This window comes from Acetonema longum DSM 6540, from assembly GCF_000219125.1.
Taxonomy (GTDB): Bacteria; Bacillota; Negativicutes; order Sporomusales; family Acetonemataceae; genus Acetonema; species Acetonema longum.
Genome location: NZ_AFGF01000078.1, coordinates 1 through 15,807, shown reverse-complemented (window position 1 = coordinate 15,807; position 15,807 = coordinate 1). Strand labels below are relative to the sequence as shown.

At 51.2% G+C, this 15,807-nt stretch carries 14 protein-coding genes and 1 pseudogene; 10 read left to right on the top strand and 5 right to left on the bottom strand.

Going from position 1 to position 15,807, the window contains the following annotated elements; translation table 11 throughout:
- The first annotated feature begins 8 nt into the window (after positions 1–8).
- From kdpF to kdpC, 4 genes and pseudogenes are all read left to right on the top strand, one after another.
- The gene (gene kdpF, locus ALO_RS23775; protein WP_083821060.1) at positions 9–275 is read left to right on the top strand and encodes a K(+)-transporting ATPase subunit F; all 267 of its coding nucleotides are present in this window, start codon (positions 9–11) and stop codon (positions 273–275) included.
- Between the two features lie 4 nt (positions 276–279).
- Positions 280–1,980, top strand: coding sequence for a potassium-transporting ATPase subunit KdpA (gene kdpA, locus ALO_RS09145; protein WP_004095166.1), 1,701 nt, complete (start codon positions 280–282; stop codon positions 1,978–1,980).
- Positions 1,981–1,996: 16 nt separating this feature from the next.
- Positions 1,997–4,026 (top strand): annotated as a pseudogene (gene kdpB / locus ALO_RS09140) (potassium-transporting ATPase subunit KdpB).
- 59 nt (positions 4,027–4,085) lie between these two features.
- Positions 4,086–4,676: a potassium-transporting ATPase subunit KdpC gene (gene kdpC / locus ALO_RS09135; protein WP_040293056.1), complete on the top strand. Its 591-nt coding sequence runs from the start codon at positions 4,086–4,088 to the stop codon at positions 4,674–4,676.
- 8 nt (positions 4,677–4,684) lie between these two features.
- Here kdpC and ALO_RS09130 read toward each other — a convergent pair whose 3' ends face one another.
- Both ALO_RS09130 and ALO_RS09125 read right to left on the bottom strand, forming a co-directional pair.
- Positions 4,685–5,608 carry a Na/Pi cotransporter family protein gene (locus tag ALO_RS09130; RefSeq protein ID WP_004095158.1) on the bottom strand — a complete coding sequence of 308 codons (924 nt, stop codon included), beginning with the start codon at positions 5,606–5,608 and terminating at the stop codon, positions 4,685–4,687.
- A 110-nt stretch (positions 5,609–5,718) separates the two neighbouring features.
- Complete coding sequence (locus tag ALO_RS09125; protein ID WP_004095157.1) at positions 5,719–6,048, bottom strand: YnfA family protein; 330 nt, start codon at positions 6,046–6,048, stop codon at positions 5,719–5,721.
- A 159-nt stretch (positions 6,049–6,207) separates the two neighbouring features.
- On the opposite strand from ALO_RS09125, the gene ALO_RS09120 reads away from it, so the two are divergent.
- The 3 genes from ALO_RS09120 (at position 6,208) to ALO_RS09110 (ending at position 9,262) form a co-directional block, all read left to right on the top strand.
- Positions 6,208–7,179, top strand: coding sequence for a tripartite tricarboxylate transporter substrate binding protein (locus ALO_RS09120; protein ID WP_004095154.1), 972 nt, complete (start codon positions 6,208–6,210; stop codon positions 7,177–7,179).
- A 166-nt stretch (positions 7,180–7,345) separates the two neighbouring features.
- Positions 7,346–8,890 (top strand): hypothetical protein, encoded by a 1,545-nt coding sequence (locus ALO_RS09115; RefSeq protein WP_004095153.1) that lies wholly within the window; start codon positions 7,346–7,348, stop codon positions 8,888–8,890.
- Between the two features lie 30 nt (positions 8,891–8,920).
- Positions 8,921–9,262 (top strand): hypothetical protein, encoded by a 342-nt coding sequence (locus ALO_RS09110; protein ID WP_004095151.1) that lies wholly within the window; start codon positions 8,921–8,923, stop codon positions 9,260–9,262.
- 416 nt (positions 9,263–9,678) lie between these two features.
- On the opposite strand, the gene ALO_RS09105 is transcribed toward ALO_RS09110, so the two are convergent.
- The 3 genes from ALO_RS09105 to pckA form a co-directional block, all read right to left on the bottom strand.
- On the bottom strand, positions 9,679–10,569 hold the full coding sequence (locus tag ALO_RS09105) for a radical SAM protein (RefSeq protein ID WP_004095149.1): 891 nt from the start codon (positions 10,567–10,569) through the stop codon (positions 9,679–9,681).
- A gap of 15 nt (positions 10,570–10,584) precedes the next feature.
- The gene (gene nadE / locus ALO_RS09100; protein WP_004095147.1) at positions 10,585–12,480 is read right to left on the bottom strand and encodes an NAD(+) synthase; all 1,896 of its coding nucleotides are present in this window, start codon (positions 12,478–12,480) and stop codon (positions 10,585–10,587) included.
- Positions 12,481–12,671: 191 nt separating this feature from the next.
- Positions 12,672–14,252: a phosphoenolpyruvate carboxykinase (ATP) gene (gene pckA, locus ALO_RS09095; protein ID WP_004095145.1), complete on the bottom strand. Its 1,581-nt coding sequence runs from the start codon at positions 14,250–14,252 to the stop codon at positions 12,672–12,674.
- A 335-nt stretch (positions 14,253–14,587) separates the two neighbouring features.
- Here pckA and ALO_RS09090 point away from each other — a divergent pair, with 335 nt between their 5' ends.
- The 3 genes from ALO_RS09090 to ALO_RS09080 form a co-directional block, all read left to right on the top strand.
- Positions 14,588–14,851: a CPF_0552 family protein gene (locus ALO_RS09090; protein WP_004095137.1), complete on the top strand. Its 264-nt coding sequence runs from the start codon at positions 14,588–14,590 to the stop codon at positions 14,849–14,851.
- Between the two features lie 35 nt (positions 14,852–14,886).
- On the top strand, positions 14,887–15,357 hold the full coding sequence (ybaK, locus tag ALO_RS09085) for a Cys-tRNA(Pro) deacylase (protein ID WP_004095135.1): 471 nt from the start codon (positions 14,887–14,889) through the stop codon (positions 15,355–15,357).
- A gap of 50 nt (positions 15,358–15,407) precedes the next feature.
- On the top strand, positions 15,408–15,807 hold a 400-nt coding region (locus ALO_RS09080; protein ID WP_004095134.1), incomplete at its 3' end, for a B3/B4 domain-containing protein.

The following is a 15,807-nucleotide window of genomic DNA, read 5'->3' as shown; positions in this document are numbered from 1 at the left end:
CAGCAAAAATGCCGTGTCTTCTGGAAGATAGAAGATGCGGCATCTTTTGTGACCAGGCCGCTCGGTCAGTACTTACTGTATTTTTACGGATTGCGCCGCGTTCTTGCCACTATCTTTACCTTGAGTGGAGCTACAATAAAGGCTGTAAATGGCCATTGGCCATAATGGAAGCAGGGAGGCAGGAAAATATGGTTGAGTATTGGTTAACTGGGCTAGCTGGGGTCCTATTGCTCGTATATTTACTTTATGCATTGCTGAACCCGGAGGAATTTTAAGGTAATGGCAGATATTGTATTGTTTGGATTGTTTCTCGCAGTGGTATTGCTCTTGGCTTGGCCGTTGGGCAACTATATGGCAAAAGTGTTTATTATGGAAAAGACATTTCTTGATCCGGTGCTGCAGCCGCTGGAACGGCTGATCTATCGCCTGGCAGGGATCAATCCGGAACAGGAAATGAATTGGCGGCAATATACCGCGGCGCTTCTGCTGTTTAACGTGTTGGGCGCGATTTTAGTTTTTCTGATTCAAGTCCTGCAAGGGTCACTGTTTTGGAATCCAGCCGGCCTGAACAGTGTGTCGCCCTGGCACTTGGCGTTCAATACGGCGGTCAGTTTTATGACCAATACCAACTGGCAGTCTTACGGCGGCGAATCCACAATGAGCTATTTTACTCAAATGACGGCGCTCACGGTACAAAATTTTGTTTCAGCAGCCGTGGGTGTGGCAGTGGCGATAGCCCTGATCCGGGGCTTAACCCGTAAGGCGGCTTCGACGATCGGCAACTTCTGGGTCGATCTGGTGCGCAGCATATTTCGTGTATTGTTGCCTTTATCCATCGTATTTACGCTGATTTTCGTGCAACAAGGGGCTATACAAAATTTATCGCCTTATCTGACGCTGCAAACACTGGAAGGGACTGAACAAACGCTGGCAATGGGGCCGGTGGCTTCCCAGGAGGCCCCGAAATTATTGGGAACCAATGGCGGCGGCTTCTTTAACGCCAATTCCGCTCATCCCTTTGAGAACCCCACGCCGTTCACCAACTTTCTGCAGGTGACAGGCATTTTCCTCATTCCCGCCGCACTGGTGCTGACTTTTGGCCGGATGGCCGGACAGCGGCAGGGATATACCATATTGGCGACGATGGTGCTGCTGTTTGCCCTGATGCTGGCCGGCACCTACCTCAGTGAGCTGAACGGCAATCTCATCCTGGCCGGTTTGGGCCTGGACGGTCCCACGGCAATGGAAGGCAAGGAAGTTCGGTTTGGCGTTGGCGGTTCAGTCTTGTTTGCCACCGTGACAACGGCGGCCTCCTGCGGTGCGGTTAATGCCATGCATGACAGCTTCACACCGCTAGGCGGCCTCTTCCCCTTATTGCAGATGCAACTTGGGGAAGTCATTTTCGGCGGTGTTAGCGCCGGGTTTTACGGCATCCTGCTGTATATCATCCTGAGCATGTTTATCGTTGGCCTGCTTGTTGGCCGGACGCCGGAATACCTTGGTAAAAAAATTGAAGCCCGCGAGATTCGGATGGCTACGCTTGGAATATTACTCCCTGCAGTTTCCATACTGACCAGCAGTGCCGTTGCTGCAGCAACGGACCTGGGAATATCCTCTGTTCTCAATCCCGGACCGCATGGCCTGAGCGAGATCACGTACGCGTTCGCTTCTGCTGCAGGCAATAACGGCAGCGCTTTTGGCGGCTTAAGCGCCAATACCCCTTTTTATAATTTAATGCTGGCCATGGGGATGCTGATCGGCCGTTTCGGTGTCATCCTTCCTGTCCTGGCCCTTGCCGGCGACATGGCGGAAAAGAAGATCTCCCCTCCCGGTCCCGGCACTTTCCCCACCACCGGCTGGCTGTTTGTGGCGCTCTTAGCCGGCGTCATCCTCATTGTCGGTGCTTTAACCTTTTTGCCGGTACTGACTTTAGGGCCGATTGCCGAGCACTTGCTGATGCTGCATGGGACTACGTTTTAAAAGGGGCGAATGGAAAATGAACACTCACAGCAGTTTTAATAAAGAGATCATGGGAACTGCCGTACGCGATGCCTGCCGCAAATTAGACCCGCGCACACAATTGCGCAACCCGATCATGTTCATCGTGTATATCGGGGCGATTATCACAACATGGTTTACTGTGCGCGATTTTGTGCAGGTAGTGGGGCAGCCGGCCTTCTTTACCCTGCAGATCACACTGTGGCTATGGTTTACCGTTTTGTTCGCCAACTTCGCCGAAGCGGTTGCTGAAGGCCGGGGTAAGGCGCAGGCCAATGCCTTGCGCAGTACCCGCAGCCAGACTAAGGCCAAAAAGGTTGTCAGCGGCAGGACGACCTTGGTAGATGCGGTTGAACTGCGCAAGGGCGATGTGGTGCTGGTGGAAGTCGGGGAGTTTATTCCCGGCGACGGCGAAATCATCGAAGGCATGGCGTCGGTAGATGAAAGCGCCGTGACGGGAGAATCGGCGTCGGTCATCCGCGAATCGGGCGGCGATAAGTCTTCGGTTACCGGCGGTACCAGGGTGCTGTCCGACTGGATTAAAATCCGGATTACAGCTAATCCCGGCGAAACTTTTCTCGACCGGATGATTTCACTGGTAGAAGGGGCCAAACGGAAAAAACGCCCAATGAAATTGCCCTGACGATTCTGCTGATTGGCTTAACCCTGATCTTTCTGTTCGCCGTGGCTACGCTGGTGCCTTTTGGGATTTATTCCGGGATCAGCATACCGGTCACGGTTTTGATCGCCTTGCTGGTCTGCCTGATTCCCACGACCATTGGCGGACTGCTTTCCGCCATCGGCATCGCTGGTATGGACCGGCTGCTCAAGCGCAATGTGCTGGCCATGTCCGGACGGGCGGTGGAAGCTGCCGGCGATGTGGATGCACTGTTCCTGGATAAGACCGGCACCATTACGCTGGGCAACCGCATGGCGACCGAGTTTATCCCGGCTCCCGGCGTCAGTCCGGAGCAGCTGGCCGATGCGGCTCAGCTTGCCTCGCTGGCCGATGAGACACCAGAGGGGCGGAGCATCGTGGTATTGGCTAAGGAAAAGTACAATCTGCGGGAACGAAATTTAATAGCCATGGAAGCAAGGTTTGTCCCGTTTACGGCGCAGACCAGCATGAGCGGCGTGAATGTAGAAGGCCGGGAGATCCGCAAAGGTGCGGTGGATGCCATCAAAAAATATACCCAGGAGCGGGGCGGGGTATTTTCCGCTGCCGTTGACAAAGCTTGCGAGACGATTGCCAGGAGCGGCGGGACGCCCCTTGTCGTGGCGGAAGGAGTGCGCGTACTTGGCGCCATTTATCTGAAAGATATCGTGAAGGGCGGCATTAAGGAACGGTTCCGGGATCTCAGGCAGATGGGAATTAAAACGGTCATGATTACCGGTGATAATCCTCTGACGGCAGCGGCTATCGCCGCTGAGGCCGGTGTCGACGACTTTTTGGCCGAAGCAACACCGGAGGATAAGCTGCGCTTAATCCGCGAGTATCAGGAAAGGGGAATGCTGGTGGCTATGACCGGCGACGGCACCAATGATGCGCCGGCACTGGCCCAGGCCGATGTGGGCGTGGCTATGAACAGCGGTACTCAGGCTGCTAAAGAAGCCGGCAATATGGTCGATTTGGACAGCAATCCCACCAAACTGATTGAAGTGGTGGAGATCGGCAAGCAGCTTTTAATTACCCGCGGTTCCCTGACCACATTCAGCGTGGCCAATGACGTAGCCAAATATTTTGCGATTATTCCCGCCATGTTTGCCGATGCTTTCCCGGTGCTGAACGTGTTCAATGTCATGGCCCTGGCCACTCCGGAAAGTGCGGTTTTAAGCGCAGTTATTTTTAATGCGCTGATTATTATCGTCTTGATACCGCTGGCCCTGCGCGGGGTTCAGTACCGGCCGGTAGGAGCCGAGGTGCTGCTCAAGCGCAATATTCTGATATACGGGATGGGAGGCATCATCGTCCCGTTTATTGGCATCAAACTGATCGATTTGATGATTGTAGCGCTTAGTTTGGTCTAGTAAGGGCAACAGTGCGAGAGAGCATTGTTGCAAAATAGAAAGAAAGGGTGTTGAAAAAGTTGTTCCGACAAACTTTAAGTGCGGCGGTAATACTTGTCGCACTAACCATTATAACCGGGTTGATTTATCCATTAGTGATGACCGGTGTGGCGCAGACGGTATTTCCCGATCAGGCTAACGGATCGGTTATTGTCCGGGATGGAGTGTCGATAGGCTCCGAATTGATTGGCCAAAATTTTACCAGTCCAAAATATTTCCACAGTCGGCCATCAACGGCTGGCAAGGATGGCTATGATGGGGCCAACTCTTCCGGCTCTAACCTGGGGCCAACCAATCAGAATCTGATGGATGCGGTGAAAGGCAAGGCGCAAAACGTACGTGAAGAAAACGGGTTACCCGAAGGGGCCGGAGTGCCTTCCGACTTGGCGCTGGCCTCGGGCAGCGGTCTTGATCCCCATATTACGCCTGCTGCCGCCTATATTCAGGTTGAACGGGTAGCCCGAGTACGGGACTTGACTGTTGACGCCGTGCGACAATTGGTAGATCGGCATGTGGAAGGAAGGCAGTGGGGCATTTTCGGCGAACCCCGTATCAACGTGCTGGAGCTGAATCTGGCGCTTGATGCGTTAAGAGAAACAGCAGTAAGGTAGCAAGCCTTTTATTTTGGTATTAAAGATGCAATGAAATCAGCGTATTGCCGGATGAACGGCAGCACGATCAGAGAACTCAGGATGTTGAACAATGCGTGTATCAGGGCAATCTGCCCGGGAAAATCCGGGACCAGATACGCGGCGGACAGGGTCAATAAATGAGTGACCGGTAAAAATATCATAACACCCAGGATATTTAGCACAATATGGGCCGCTGCTACTCGCTTCGCAGCCAGGGGAGCGGCTGCCCCCACTATTACCGAAGATATGCAGGAACCGATATTATTGCCGTAAACAATATAGGCAGCGGTCGTCATATCGATCAGGCCCCTTTCCGCCAGCACGATCAGTACGCCGGTAGCGGCACTGCTTGACTGAAATATAAGGGTGATAATGACGCCTGCAGCAATTCCGTATAGGGGATTACGATGATACTTCGTTAATAAATCCAGAATGATACTGTCGATCCGGATCATTTCATTTACTGCTATCGACAAAAAATCCAATCCCAGCAGGATGAACCCTAATCCGGCCACAGACAGCGCCGGATACCTTAATTTTCTAAGTGCCAGCATGATGATGATGCAAAAGATCAGAAAAGGGAAAAGAAATTTTCTGGAAATGGACAGAGTCATTAATTGTACAGTGGTGCAGGTTCCGATGTTGGCTCCCAGAATAACGCCCAGGCTTTGGTAGAAGGTCAGATATTCGGCGCCGACCAAACCGATGGTAATGAGTGACACTGCTGTGCTGCTTTGCATGATTGCCGCAGCTGCTGTGCCGACCAGCAGCCCGCGCCAGGGGGTCACAGTTACTTGTTGAAAATAATGCTTTATTTTATGGGAAAGCATTTGCTTGAGACCGAAACGCATGCAAAATAACCCGCTTAACAGCAGCCCGATGCCAATCAGAATCAGCATGAGAACGCGCATAGCCGTTACCTCCGTTCCTCATACCAATATGCGATTTTCAGGAGGAATAAAACGGCTACAGCACGATTTACAGTAAATATTTTACCGGTGATTTCTTCCAGGACGTGTAATCAGCTTCTGGGCCAGTACATAATAATGAGGACGCCGATCAAGGCGATAAAGCCGCCGATAACGTCGAACCTGTCAGGCAGTACATGATCCACTTTCCATCCCCACAACAGGGAAAGAACGATAAAAATACCGCCGTAAGCTGCATAAACGCGGCCAAAATTGGCAGGCTGCAGAGTCGGCACTATGCCGTAAAGGACCAGAATGAGAGCGCCGACCACTCCGTAGTGGTAACCTTTCCCCTCCCGCAGCCAAAGCCACATTAAGTAGCCGCCGCCGATTTCAAATAAGCCGGCAATCAAAAAATATGCCACTGATTTGATGACTTCCATGTTTTTACCCTCCAGATAAGTGTGATTCTACTGAGGCAATTCGGGGTGCACGGCAGTAACCCCTGCTGTTTCTACGGCAGACGAAGGTTGAAATGCTATTTGGATTATAGTAGGATAAACAATAAAGTATGAAGTTAATGGGAATAGGGGGACGCGAATATGAGAAAATGGCTTACATTTTTTGTCGCCGTCATGCTGATTGTCAGCTTGGTGGTTGCGGGATGCGGCGGCTCGCAGACAGCGAAAAAGGAAGAAGTGAAATATCCGGCCAAACCCATTAAACTGATTATACCTTTTGCAGCCGGCGGCGGCACGGATGCGGTAGGCCGGGCCTTTGCCGAGACGCTGAAAGGTATTTTGAATCAAGATGTTGTGGTCGTGAATAAAACCGGCGGCGGCGGTGCTGTCGGCATGTTTGAAGGCCTGAAGGCTAAAACGGACGGCTATACCCTGACTATGATTACCCGGGAAGTAGTTTCTCTGCCTCTCCAGGGACAGGCTCCTTTTAAAATTTCTGATTTCCGCCTGATTGCCAATGTGAACACCGATCCGGCCGTTATTGTTGTGTCCACCGGTTCGAAGTACCAAACCATTGAAGATTTACTGGCCGGTTTGAAAGCCAATCCGAACCAACTGAATTTTGCCGCTTCGGTAACGCCGAATTTCTATGCCATTCAGTTTACCGAGGCAACTGGGGTTGAATTTGTTACTATTCCTTTCGCCGGCGCTGCTCCGGCTATCACTGAAATTCTTGTCGGCGGTGCTGAATTCGGTATTTATGGACCAGGCGAAGTCAAGGCGCAAATTGATGACGGAAAACTGCGGCCGCTGGCGGTTATGGCCGACAAACGCTTTGACGGCCTGAAAGACGTCCCCACGCTGAAAGAAAAAGGCATTGACGCCGTGACCTGCACTTATCGTGGTATTGCCGTTCCTCCCGGCACGCCGGATGCGGTGGTTAAAGTTCTGGAAGATGCCGCGGCTAAAGCCGTACAAGATCCTAAGTTTGTTGATTTCATGAATAAATCGTTCTTAGGCATTGACTATAAAGACGCCGTTGCCTATAAAACATTCCTGGAAAATGACGTAAAAGAGTTAGGTCCGATTATTGAAGCCGGTAAAAAGAAGTAATATAAGAAAAATGATCAGGCGTCCTCGGGAGGATGCCTGATCATTTTTTCTCTATCTATTCTGCAGACTGAAAAAATGGTATAATAGACAATATTATTTGTTTTGCCGGTTATCCAGTCTTCGTCGCAGCCAGATTAACAAGATAACAGGAGATTTTTGCAGCGGAATGAAAAATGTTTATGATAAAGTTTCTTATTTTTTTTCTCATGAGTTGGGTGGAAACCTGGTTATCACTCAGGAATGGGTGGAGGGCTTTCTCCGGCAAAAGGCTTGGCAGGGCAGCACCGATAAAGAACTGAGTGAGATTTGGGACCAGTTACAACTGTTGATTCAGTATTTAGCGGTAACCGAGCATGAAACTCTGGAGGAAATTTCTGGCCCGGAATACAGCATTTTCATTGAATGGGCGGGACATGCTACTTCTTTTAAGATCACTCTCCAATCAGTCAGGCGTATATTTGGCGTACTGGAAGAATTTTTTCAGTATTTAATTGGCAGGCGCCTGCTCCACACGGCTGAAGATTTGCAGCTGGCAGCGAAAGAAATAGCCGGCGGCAAGCGGCTGAGACTCTTAAAGCATCATCTGGATGATGATGAACTGGAACGCTTAAAACACGAGTGGACTCATTCTCTGGGCCCCCGGACGGCAATGATGCTGGACGATGAAGCCAGCATATTCGCGGATATTGTGGAAAGGCTCATGAATAAGCTAGCCGGTTATTTTCAGAAAAACGTATTTGATGAGGATTTTCACCGGGCCTTGTTTTTATATGTAGGCCCGGCCAATACTATTCCCTCGCCGCATCAGGAGAATTTTGAAGAATTTTGGATGGGGTTTTGGGATTATTTTCTTTTTGATTATCATCTTATTGCCGATGATCGTTCTCCGGTTGATCATTTTTGTCAGAGCCAGGAGAAATTATCCGGTGAAGAGCGGGCTGTACTGCGGGATTTGGTTCAGGCCGAGTTTTCCGTGTTTTATATCAATAAAATCGTCAATCAGGACTGGGTTGAATGCGTAAATCTATTTACGGATGAGGTGTTTGAAATGCCTTATCCGGCCGTTGATAATAAAATGATGAAGCGGCTTTTGTTTTTTGGCCATATTTTTTCCCATGGAACGATTATGGCTAACTATGTGGCCAGCGTGGATATCAGTCCGAATTTGCGCCGGCGCATTAAGCAAGAAATTTCACGGCAGCGAGAAATATTCACGGTGCAGCAGCCCGATGCCAGTTGGAAAGAGTTTTTCCGGAGACACTCCATCGCTGTGCGCCATACCATGCATGTACTGACAACCGTGTCTACCGTCAATGTCACTCCGCTTCACGCCAGACAGCAGTATCCGTCTGTTGAGAAAAAAAGAGAACCGCAGCCGGCGGTTGTGGAAGTTTTGCAGAGGATGATGCCGAAATACGGCTTTTCGCTGCATGATATCCGGTTAGCGGAAAAGATGTGGTCCGATTACTGCCAGCGGCGGGAGACCCAGGTCCGCAAACCGGCTGTTTGGGCGGCTGCGGTTGTCTATACCTTTTCTTTGCTGAACTCGCTGTTTAATGCATCGATGGAAGAACTGGCACAGGATGCCGGCATATCCACGTCCGGCATTTATGCCAGTCGCGGTAAAATTGAGGATATCCTGGAACTTGATGTGCATGATGCCAGATATTTAAATGAGGAAGGATTTTTACTGCTGCTTTATATGTCATAAGATCATTTTTATACAGGAGGTACGCTGAAAATGCGTTGTAACGTCTGTGGCAACGAATATGACGAAGAGGTCTGTCCGGTTTGCGGCCGGGATACGCGTGATGCCTCCCGGGTGACAGTCTTATCCCGTGCCGAAAAAGACGATTTTGACGGTATCACCATTGACCAAAGCGACCGTTCCGATGATGACCGGCAACAGTATGACCGACCTGGATTCGGCAGGATATATGTAGAGCAGGTGAGCCTGGGTGGCGGAGGACTGCTGTCGAAATTGCTGATTGCGGTGTTTTTCCTGTTTATTCTCTTTGTGGCTTTGCCGTTGGCCGTTTTACTGATGATGATTGGTATGGTTATCTGGTTTTTCCGCCGCTAGGGGACCGTTGAAAACGGGCCGTCTGCGTCGTTACTCCTGCGGGCGCGCGCTGTTCAGAAAGCGCCCCTTTTCGGATTCGTGTTGACTGGTTACTTTGATCTAAAATACCCGAAAAGGGACTGCTTTCTTCCAGCTTTCACGATGCTGCGCATCTTTCCAGCATTGCCGTACCCTCCCGAACGTACTGTCTGCGCGGGCGTCCTCGTCGTGCTATCAGAATATGTGACTTCTCGGGATACCGGTAGTAGCGGATGTTATCTCATAAGCCGAAAAGTCACCTAAATTCTTCAGTATGGCAACACAGGCGTTGCTCTTACCTAGCATCTGACTCGTTTTGAACGGTCTCAGAGTCGAGGCTGCAGATGAGTTTTGCAACAGGCCCCTAGGAGACCGTTGCAAAACTCATCTGTATGCTTTTAAAATAATCCTGTGTCGTTGAGCATGGGATTATTTTTGTTTTTGTAGGCGGTTTCCAGCCATTCCAGGTCCTGCAGCAGTTTTTTTTTGTCTTGAGGCAGGGTTCCGGACAAGGGGACCAGGTTGGAAGCGTGGTTGCAGCGGAACAGGGAGGGCTTGGTGAGGTGGGTATGTTCCAGCATGGTTTTTAACTCCAGGATGATTTCATAGGGGGAAAGGGGTTGAAACCGGCCTTGCTCCACCAGGGAGCGCAGCGGGGTTCCCTCGTGGAGCATCAGGGTCAGGGCGCTTAGCATCGTAGGATTGATTTGGCTGATGACCTGGCCGGTATGGACGGCATGCTGATGGGAAAGTTCTTTGCCGCCCAGCCCCAGGATGACCATCGCCGAGAGTTTTAGTCCGGCTGCCAGCACTTTTTGTCCGGCTTCCGCCATTTCAGCTCCTGTGACTCCTTTATCCGCCAGGGCTAGCACCTGATCATCGCCGCTTTCGATTCCCAGGTATATAATCTGTAAACCGGCTTCCCGCAAAGCAGAGAGTTCTTCCGGCGTTTTACGCAGGATATCCTTGGGCCCTCCATAGCAAGTGATGCGCGACAGCTTGGGAAAGGCTTGCCGCAGCTCCTGCATGATGGTCAGCAGGGTTTCGGTTCTGAGCACCATTGCATTGCCGTCGGCCAGGAATACCCGCCGCAAGAGAGGGGCTTGTCTGGCCGCCAGGCGGATGAGGGGGATGATTTCTTCCAGGGGGCGTATCCGGAATTTAACATCCCGGTACATGCTGCAGAAGGCGCAGCGGTTATGGGAACAGCCGACGGTTACCCGCAGGATAAAACTATTAGCCTCACTGGGAGGGCGAAAGACCATGCCTTCCGCATCGTCAAAGTACATAAATTCCTCCTGTATTTATCCTAGTAGTTGTTTTTTTAGTTCGAGGTACTTAGCGGTAAAGTAGGAGCCGTTTTGGGCTTCCCGGTGGTCAAAACCGAATACCCGCCGGCTGACGGCCAGTACCGGCGGCGCCTGGATGCGTTTGGCCACTGCCATGCCGGTGTAGAGTTTCCACCAGCGTTCTAAATCCGTGATGAATTCGGCCGGACCGGGGAAAAGGCGTTGAGACAGACCGGACTGGCAGCCGATCTCGGTCTCCAGCGTTCCGGCCAGATACCAAGTCAGGAGATCTTCCGGCGTTGCTCTGTCCCAACGCTCCACAAAGGCTCGGAACAGATAATCGTGATACGGATAGATGATCGGGTCCCCTTTGCCCTCGTCCACAGCGTGATCCGGCGAGAGTTCGGCGCTGGGCGGCAGCGTGAAGATTCCCCGGGGAATAATCTCATCCCGGTAGACCTCTTCATTAAAATATTGGGCCAGCGCGTAAACCTGATGCTTCCACAGGTCGGCCAGCGCTGCCAGGCAGCCGCTCTGGTCGCCGTACAGGGTGGCATAGCCTACCGTTAGTTCGGATTTATTGGCGTTGCAGGTAAACCCGCCGCCAAATGCAGCTGCCAGAGCCGCCAAAATACGGGAAGAACGGTCCCGGGCCTGAACATTTTCCAGCATGAAAGGACTTAGGGTCAGTGATTGGAATTGCCCCGTTGCCTTCAGCTCGGCTTGGTGAATTTGCCGGGTGGTTAAGTCCACCGCTTCCTGAATCGGGATTACGGTATAGGGACAGCCTAAACGGCTTGCCAGGATTGCTGCCAGGTCTTTGGTAGTAGAGGAGTTGTGTTGGCTGGGCATGTTGACCAGGAGGACCTGCGCCGGCGGCAGGATATGGGCGTACAGGGCGGCGGCCAGGCTTGAGTCAATGCCGCCGGACAGGCCGATGACCACCCGTTCCAGACCTATGGAACGCAGAAATGCCACCGTTCCATAGCGGACAGCCTGACAGACGGTATCAATGCCGCTGTCATCAGGCACTGCCACGGCAGGCCGGGACATTCCTCCGCCGGCGGTATCCAGGTCAATCACCGGCATGGAAGCGGTAAAGGCTGGGCAATAGGCAATGACGGCTCCGGCTCTGTTGTATACAGTGCTGCAGCCATCGAAAGTATATACGGTTTTCCCGTTATTTTGGATCCCCACATTGTTTACATAGAGAACCGGTACCCCCAGCTTCCTGGCCTGCCGGGAAAATAACCGGTTGCGTTTGTTGTTTTTGCCCAGGGTAAAAGGGGAACTGGAGATATTGACCAAAAGGTCGAGAGGATGATTAGCGGCCAACAGTTCCGCCGGTTTGACCGCGTAGTCATCATACCAGCCGTCTTCGCAAAGAATACAGCCGACGGATAAAGGCCCATGAACTGTCCGGACCTGGATCGGGCGAAGCAGTTCCGCTACCGGAATGCCCAGTTCAACGGCTAATTTTTGGGTACTGTAAAAATGTCTGTCATCGTCAAACTCGCGGTAATTGGGCAGTAAGGTTTTTATACGAAAGGGATAGGGGTAGTTTTCCCCGCCCAGAAGTTTTCCGCTTTGGGCGGTAAAGAAAGCATTGTATTTACGCACCCGTCCATCATTGTTGCGCTTGTTCCAATCCACGGCGACACTGCCGAACATGGCGATGATGCCGCTCGAGGTGCCGTTGATGAGCTGCTGCACATAGTATTCACAATCCCGCAAAAACGCAGATTGCTCCCAGGTGTCGCCCAGTAAATAACCGGGAACAGACATTTCCGGGAAGATGATCATATCCGCTCCCTGCTGCCGGGCGGCGTTCATCATTTGCAGCATGGCGGCGGTATTGACATCAGGTCTTCCGGGAATGATTTCCATTTGCCCTAGGGCGATCTTTAGCATATATACACCTCGATTTTTGAGAGTGGAAGAATTTTCTCAACAATACATTCTCGTTGTTTTGTAGGATGTCCTGCTGAAAGAAGATGAGTCTGAAGGAAAGGAAAAATAACGGCGTTAAAGTCCCGGCCAGCCCGGAACTTTAACGCCGTTTGCCTTGCATTTACGGGACGCCTATTAGCGTCTTAGCCTGGTTACAGTGGCAAATGAGGGCCTGATTGGACGACCTCCGGCGGCAGAACGAACTTTTCCAGGTTTTTATGAAACATTTCAGCCAGTTTCCACGCGGTTTGCCGGTATTCCTGAGGATCAGCCCAGCTATCCTGAGGATTGAGAACAGAGTCGGGGATGCCGGAGCAATGTAATGGCATGGACAGGTTAAACACGGGATGATCGGTAAATGCAGTCTGGTTGAATTGGCCGTTAATGGCAGCCGCTACCATACGGCGGGTGTATTGGATGTTGATTCTTTTTCCTGTGCCATAACGGCCACCCTGCCAGCCAGTGTTGATCAGGAACACCTGTGTCTGATGCCGGGTGATTTTTTCTTTCAGTAAATCAGCATATGCCGCTGGCGGCAGGGGCAAGAAAGGTGAACCGAAGCAAGCGGAAAAAGTCGCCTGGGGCTCTGCGATTCCCCGTTCAGTGCCGGCCAGCTTGCTGGTATAGCCGGAAAGAAAGTAGAACATGGCTTGTTCCGGACTCAGTTTGGCAATCGGCGGCAGTACTCCGAAGGCATCGGCGGTGAGAAACAGGATGGTTGAGGGATGACCGCCGATTCCGGGATAAATGCTGTGTGGGATATGCCTGATAGGATAGGCTGCCCTGGTGTTTTCAGTGATCGCTTCGCTGGCATAGTCCGGCTGCCGTGAGTCTTCATCTATAACTACATTTTCCAATACACTGCCGAATTGAATCGCGTCCCAGATTTGCGGTTCGTTTTCCCGGCTAAGGTGAATGCATTTCGCGTAGCAGCCGCCTTCGATATTGAAAATTCCCCGATCGCTCCAACCGTGTTCATCATCCCCGATCAACTGCCGGTCCGGGTCAGCCGACAGGGATGTTTTGCCTGTGCCGGAAAGACCGAAGAAGAGGGCGATATCGCCGCCGACGCCTTGATTGGCGGAGCAATGCATGGACAGGATGCTTTGTCGCGGCAAAAAGTAATTCATCGCCGAGAAAACGGATTTTTTCATTTCGCCGGCATAGTGGGTGCCTCCAATCAGGACCAGCCGTTCCGTAAGATTGAGGATAATAAAAGCCTCGGATTTTGTAGCGTCGGCCACAGGGTCCGCCGTGCAGCCCGGGGCTGCCAGAATGGTGAATTCCGGCTCTCCGGTTTCCCGGCCGGTATCATAGGTGCGAAGCAAAAGCTGATGTATGAAAAGATTTTGCCAGGCAAATTCATTAATCACACGGATCGCCAGGGAGGAAGAACGGTCTGCGCCGGCATAGCCGTCAAACACAAACAGATCTTTGTTCTGCAGGTAATGAATCATCTTGTTGTACAGGCGCCAGAATACTTCCGGCGACATTGCCTGATTGTTCTTCCAGTCCACCCGATCTTTGGTCTCAGGGTCACATACAATGAATTTATCGCCGGGTGAACGGCCGGTATACTTGCCGGTGCTAACCCGCAAGGCGCCGCTGGCAGTTAGGATACCTTCTTTCCGCTGCAGTGACAGTTCTTTTAGACGCGGTACTGACAGGTTGTTATAAAGGCAGCCGGCATAGTTTTCCCGCAAGTCAGACAATACATTACAGATCCTGGCCATACAGTTCACATCCCTTTCGAAATATTACGGATATAATTAGGCATAGGGCACGCGCAAACCTGCAATTTCATGACCCTGTGAGGAATGGTTTTCAGTCATGTGGATTGCCGGGGCGTTCATTTCTTTGGATAATAATTGTATGCCCGTCCGGGAGGAATAGAACAATCCTGCTATAATCTGAATGCTTGCAAGAGCAGGTTCAGATCATCGGATGATCCGGTGTGGCGATTTTTCGATTTTTCTGGATTTTTTCTTTCATGGTCTAAATAGCAGGATTTTGGGCCAATATATGGAATGGTTATGTTTAACCAGATACAAATCTGAGGTGATAATGTATGGTAATGCAAAATGGTTCCGTGATAATGGCTATTTCACAGGAAAGTCGAGTGGAAACCGCCGTGAAGGTGCAGGACGTCCTGACAAAATACGGATGCTATATTCGCGTTCGTCTGGGACTGCACGATGCGGCTGTCGATCACTGCTCAGGCAGTGGGTTGATTTTGCTGCAGTTATGCGGCAACATGCCCCTCAGTGACTTTGAGCGGGATCTGCAGATGATTCCGTCTGTAAAAATAAAATATATGAAGCTTGATTTTTAAGTTCTGCACTACTCTATGGGAGAATTGATCCGCTTATGAAAAAAACCAATGCAGCTCGTTTACTGGATGGTCTCGGGATCACCTATGAGCTCAAAGAATACGATGTGGATGAAAATGACCTAAGTGCCGAAAGCGTGGCCGCCAAAGTTGGCCTGCCGGCTGAACAGGTTTTTAAGACGCTGGTAGTCCGGGGTGATAAAAGCGGGGTCATTATGGCCTGTATACCCGGCGCAGCAGAATTGGATCTAAAAAAATTGGCGGCTGCCAGTGGCAATAAAAAAGCAGAAATGGTGCCGCTAAAAGAAGTGTTGCCTCTCACCGGCTACATCCGGGGCGGCGTATCACCGATTGGAGCCAAGAAAAAATATCCGGTATTTCTTGATGAAAGCGCATCGCAATGGTCATTTCTGTCCATTAGCGCCGGACTTCGGGGGGGCCAGTTATTGCTGGCGCCTGCGGCTTTAATTCAGGCTACCGGAGCAACGGTGTGCCCGATAACTGGATAGTTCTTTAGATATAGCGGCAAACAGTCGGTTTTAGGTATGAGGGAGGCAACATGAGCATAACTTCACTAGTCATTGATCAGAACATCAGACAAGCAGCGCCTGCGTGTCGGTTAGGCTATATCATTATCAGCAATGCGGCCCTGCGGGGAACCCCCCCTTCGTTGACCCAAGAGTTTTCACAGTTGCAGACGGAACTAGCCAAAATTTATAATCTAAACATTTTGCCTACTCTGCCAAGGATCAGCGCCGTGCGCAGCATGTATAAAAAACTGTCTATCGATCCTTCCCGTTACCGTCCGGCTTCAGAGGCGCTGGTCAGGAGGGTGCTGCAGAATAAAGGTGTCTATTACGTCAATAGCGCCGTAGACGTGAGCAATTATTGCTCGATCAAATTTTTGCAGCCTTTTGGGTTATATGACCTGAATAGTAAGGTACGTNGGTTAGNTCGTT

What these genes read in the sequence shown, in the direction of transcription:
- kdpF (WP_083821060.1), top strand. Translation starts at nt 9, where the DNA reads ATGCCGTGTCTTCTGGAAGATAGAAGATGCGGCATCTTTTGTGACCAG.
- kdpA (WP_004095166.1), top strand. Translation starts at nt 280, where the DNA reads ATGGCAGATATTGTATTGTTTGGATTGTTTCTCGCAGTGGTATTGCTC.
- ALO_RS09090 (WP_004095137.1), top strand. Translation starts at nt 14,588, where the DNA reads ATGGTAATGCAAAATGGTTCCGTGATAATGGCTATTTCACAGGAAAGT.
- ALO_RS09120 (WP_004095154.1), top strand. Translation starts at nt 6,208, where the DNA reads ATGAGAAAATGGCTTACATTTTTTGTCGCCGTCATGCTGATTGTCAGC.
- ALO_RS09125 (WP_004095157.1), bottom strand. Translation starts at nt 6,048, where the DNA reads ATGGAAGTCATCAAATCAGTGGCATATTTTTTGATTGCCGGCTTATTT.
- ALO_RS09110 (WP_004095151.1), top strand. Translation starts at nt 8,921, where the DNA reads ATGCGTTGTAACGTCTGTGGCAACGAATATGACGAAGAGGTCTGTCCG.
- ALO_RS09105 (WP_004095149.1), bottom strand. Translation starts at nt 10,569, where the DNA reads ATGTACTTTGACGATGCGGAAGGCATGGTCTTTCGCCCTCCCAGTGAG.
- ALO_RS09130 (WP_004095158.1), bottom strand. Translation starts at nt 5,608, where the DNA reads ATGCGCGTTCTCATGCTGATTCTGATTGGCATCGGGCTGCTGTTAAGC.
- ALO_RS09115 (WP_004095153.1), top strand. Translation starts at nt 7,346, where the DNA reads ATGAAAAATGTTTATGATAAAGTTTCTTATTTTTTTTCTCATGAGTTG.
- nadE (WP_004095147.1), bottom strand. Translation starts at nt 12,480, where the DNA reads ATGCTAAAGATCGCCCTAGGGCAAATGGAAATCATTCCCGGAAGACCT.
- ybaK (WP_004095135.1), top strand. Translation starts at nt 14,887, where the DNA reads ATGAAAAAAACCAATGCAGCTCGTTTACTGGATGGTCTCGGGATCACC.
- pckA (WP_004095145.1), bottom strand. Translation starts at nt 14,252, where the DNA reads ATGGCCAGGATCTGTAATGTATTGTCTGACTTGCGGGAAAACTATGCC.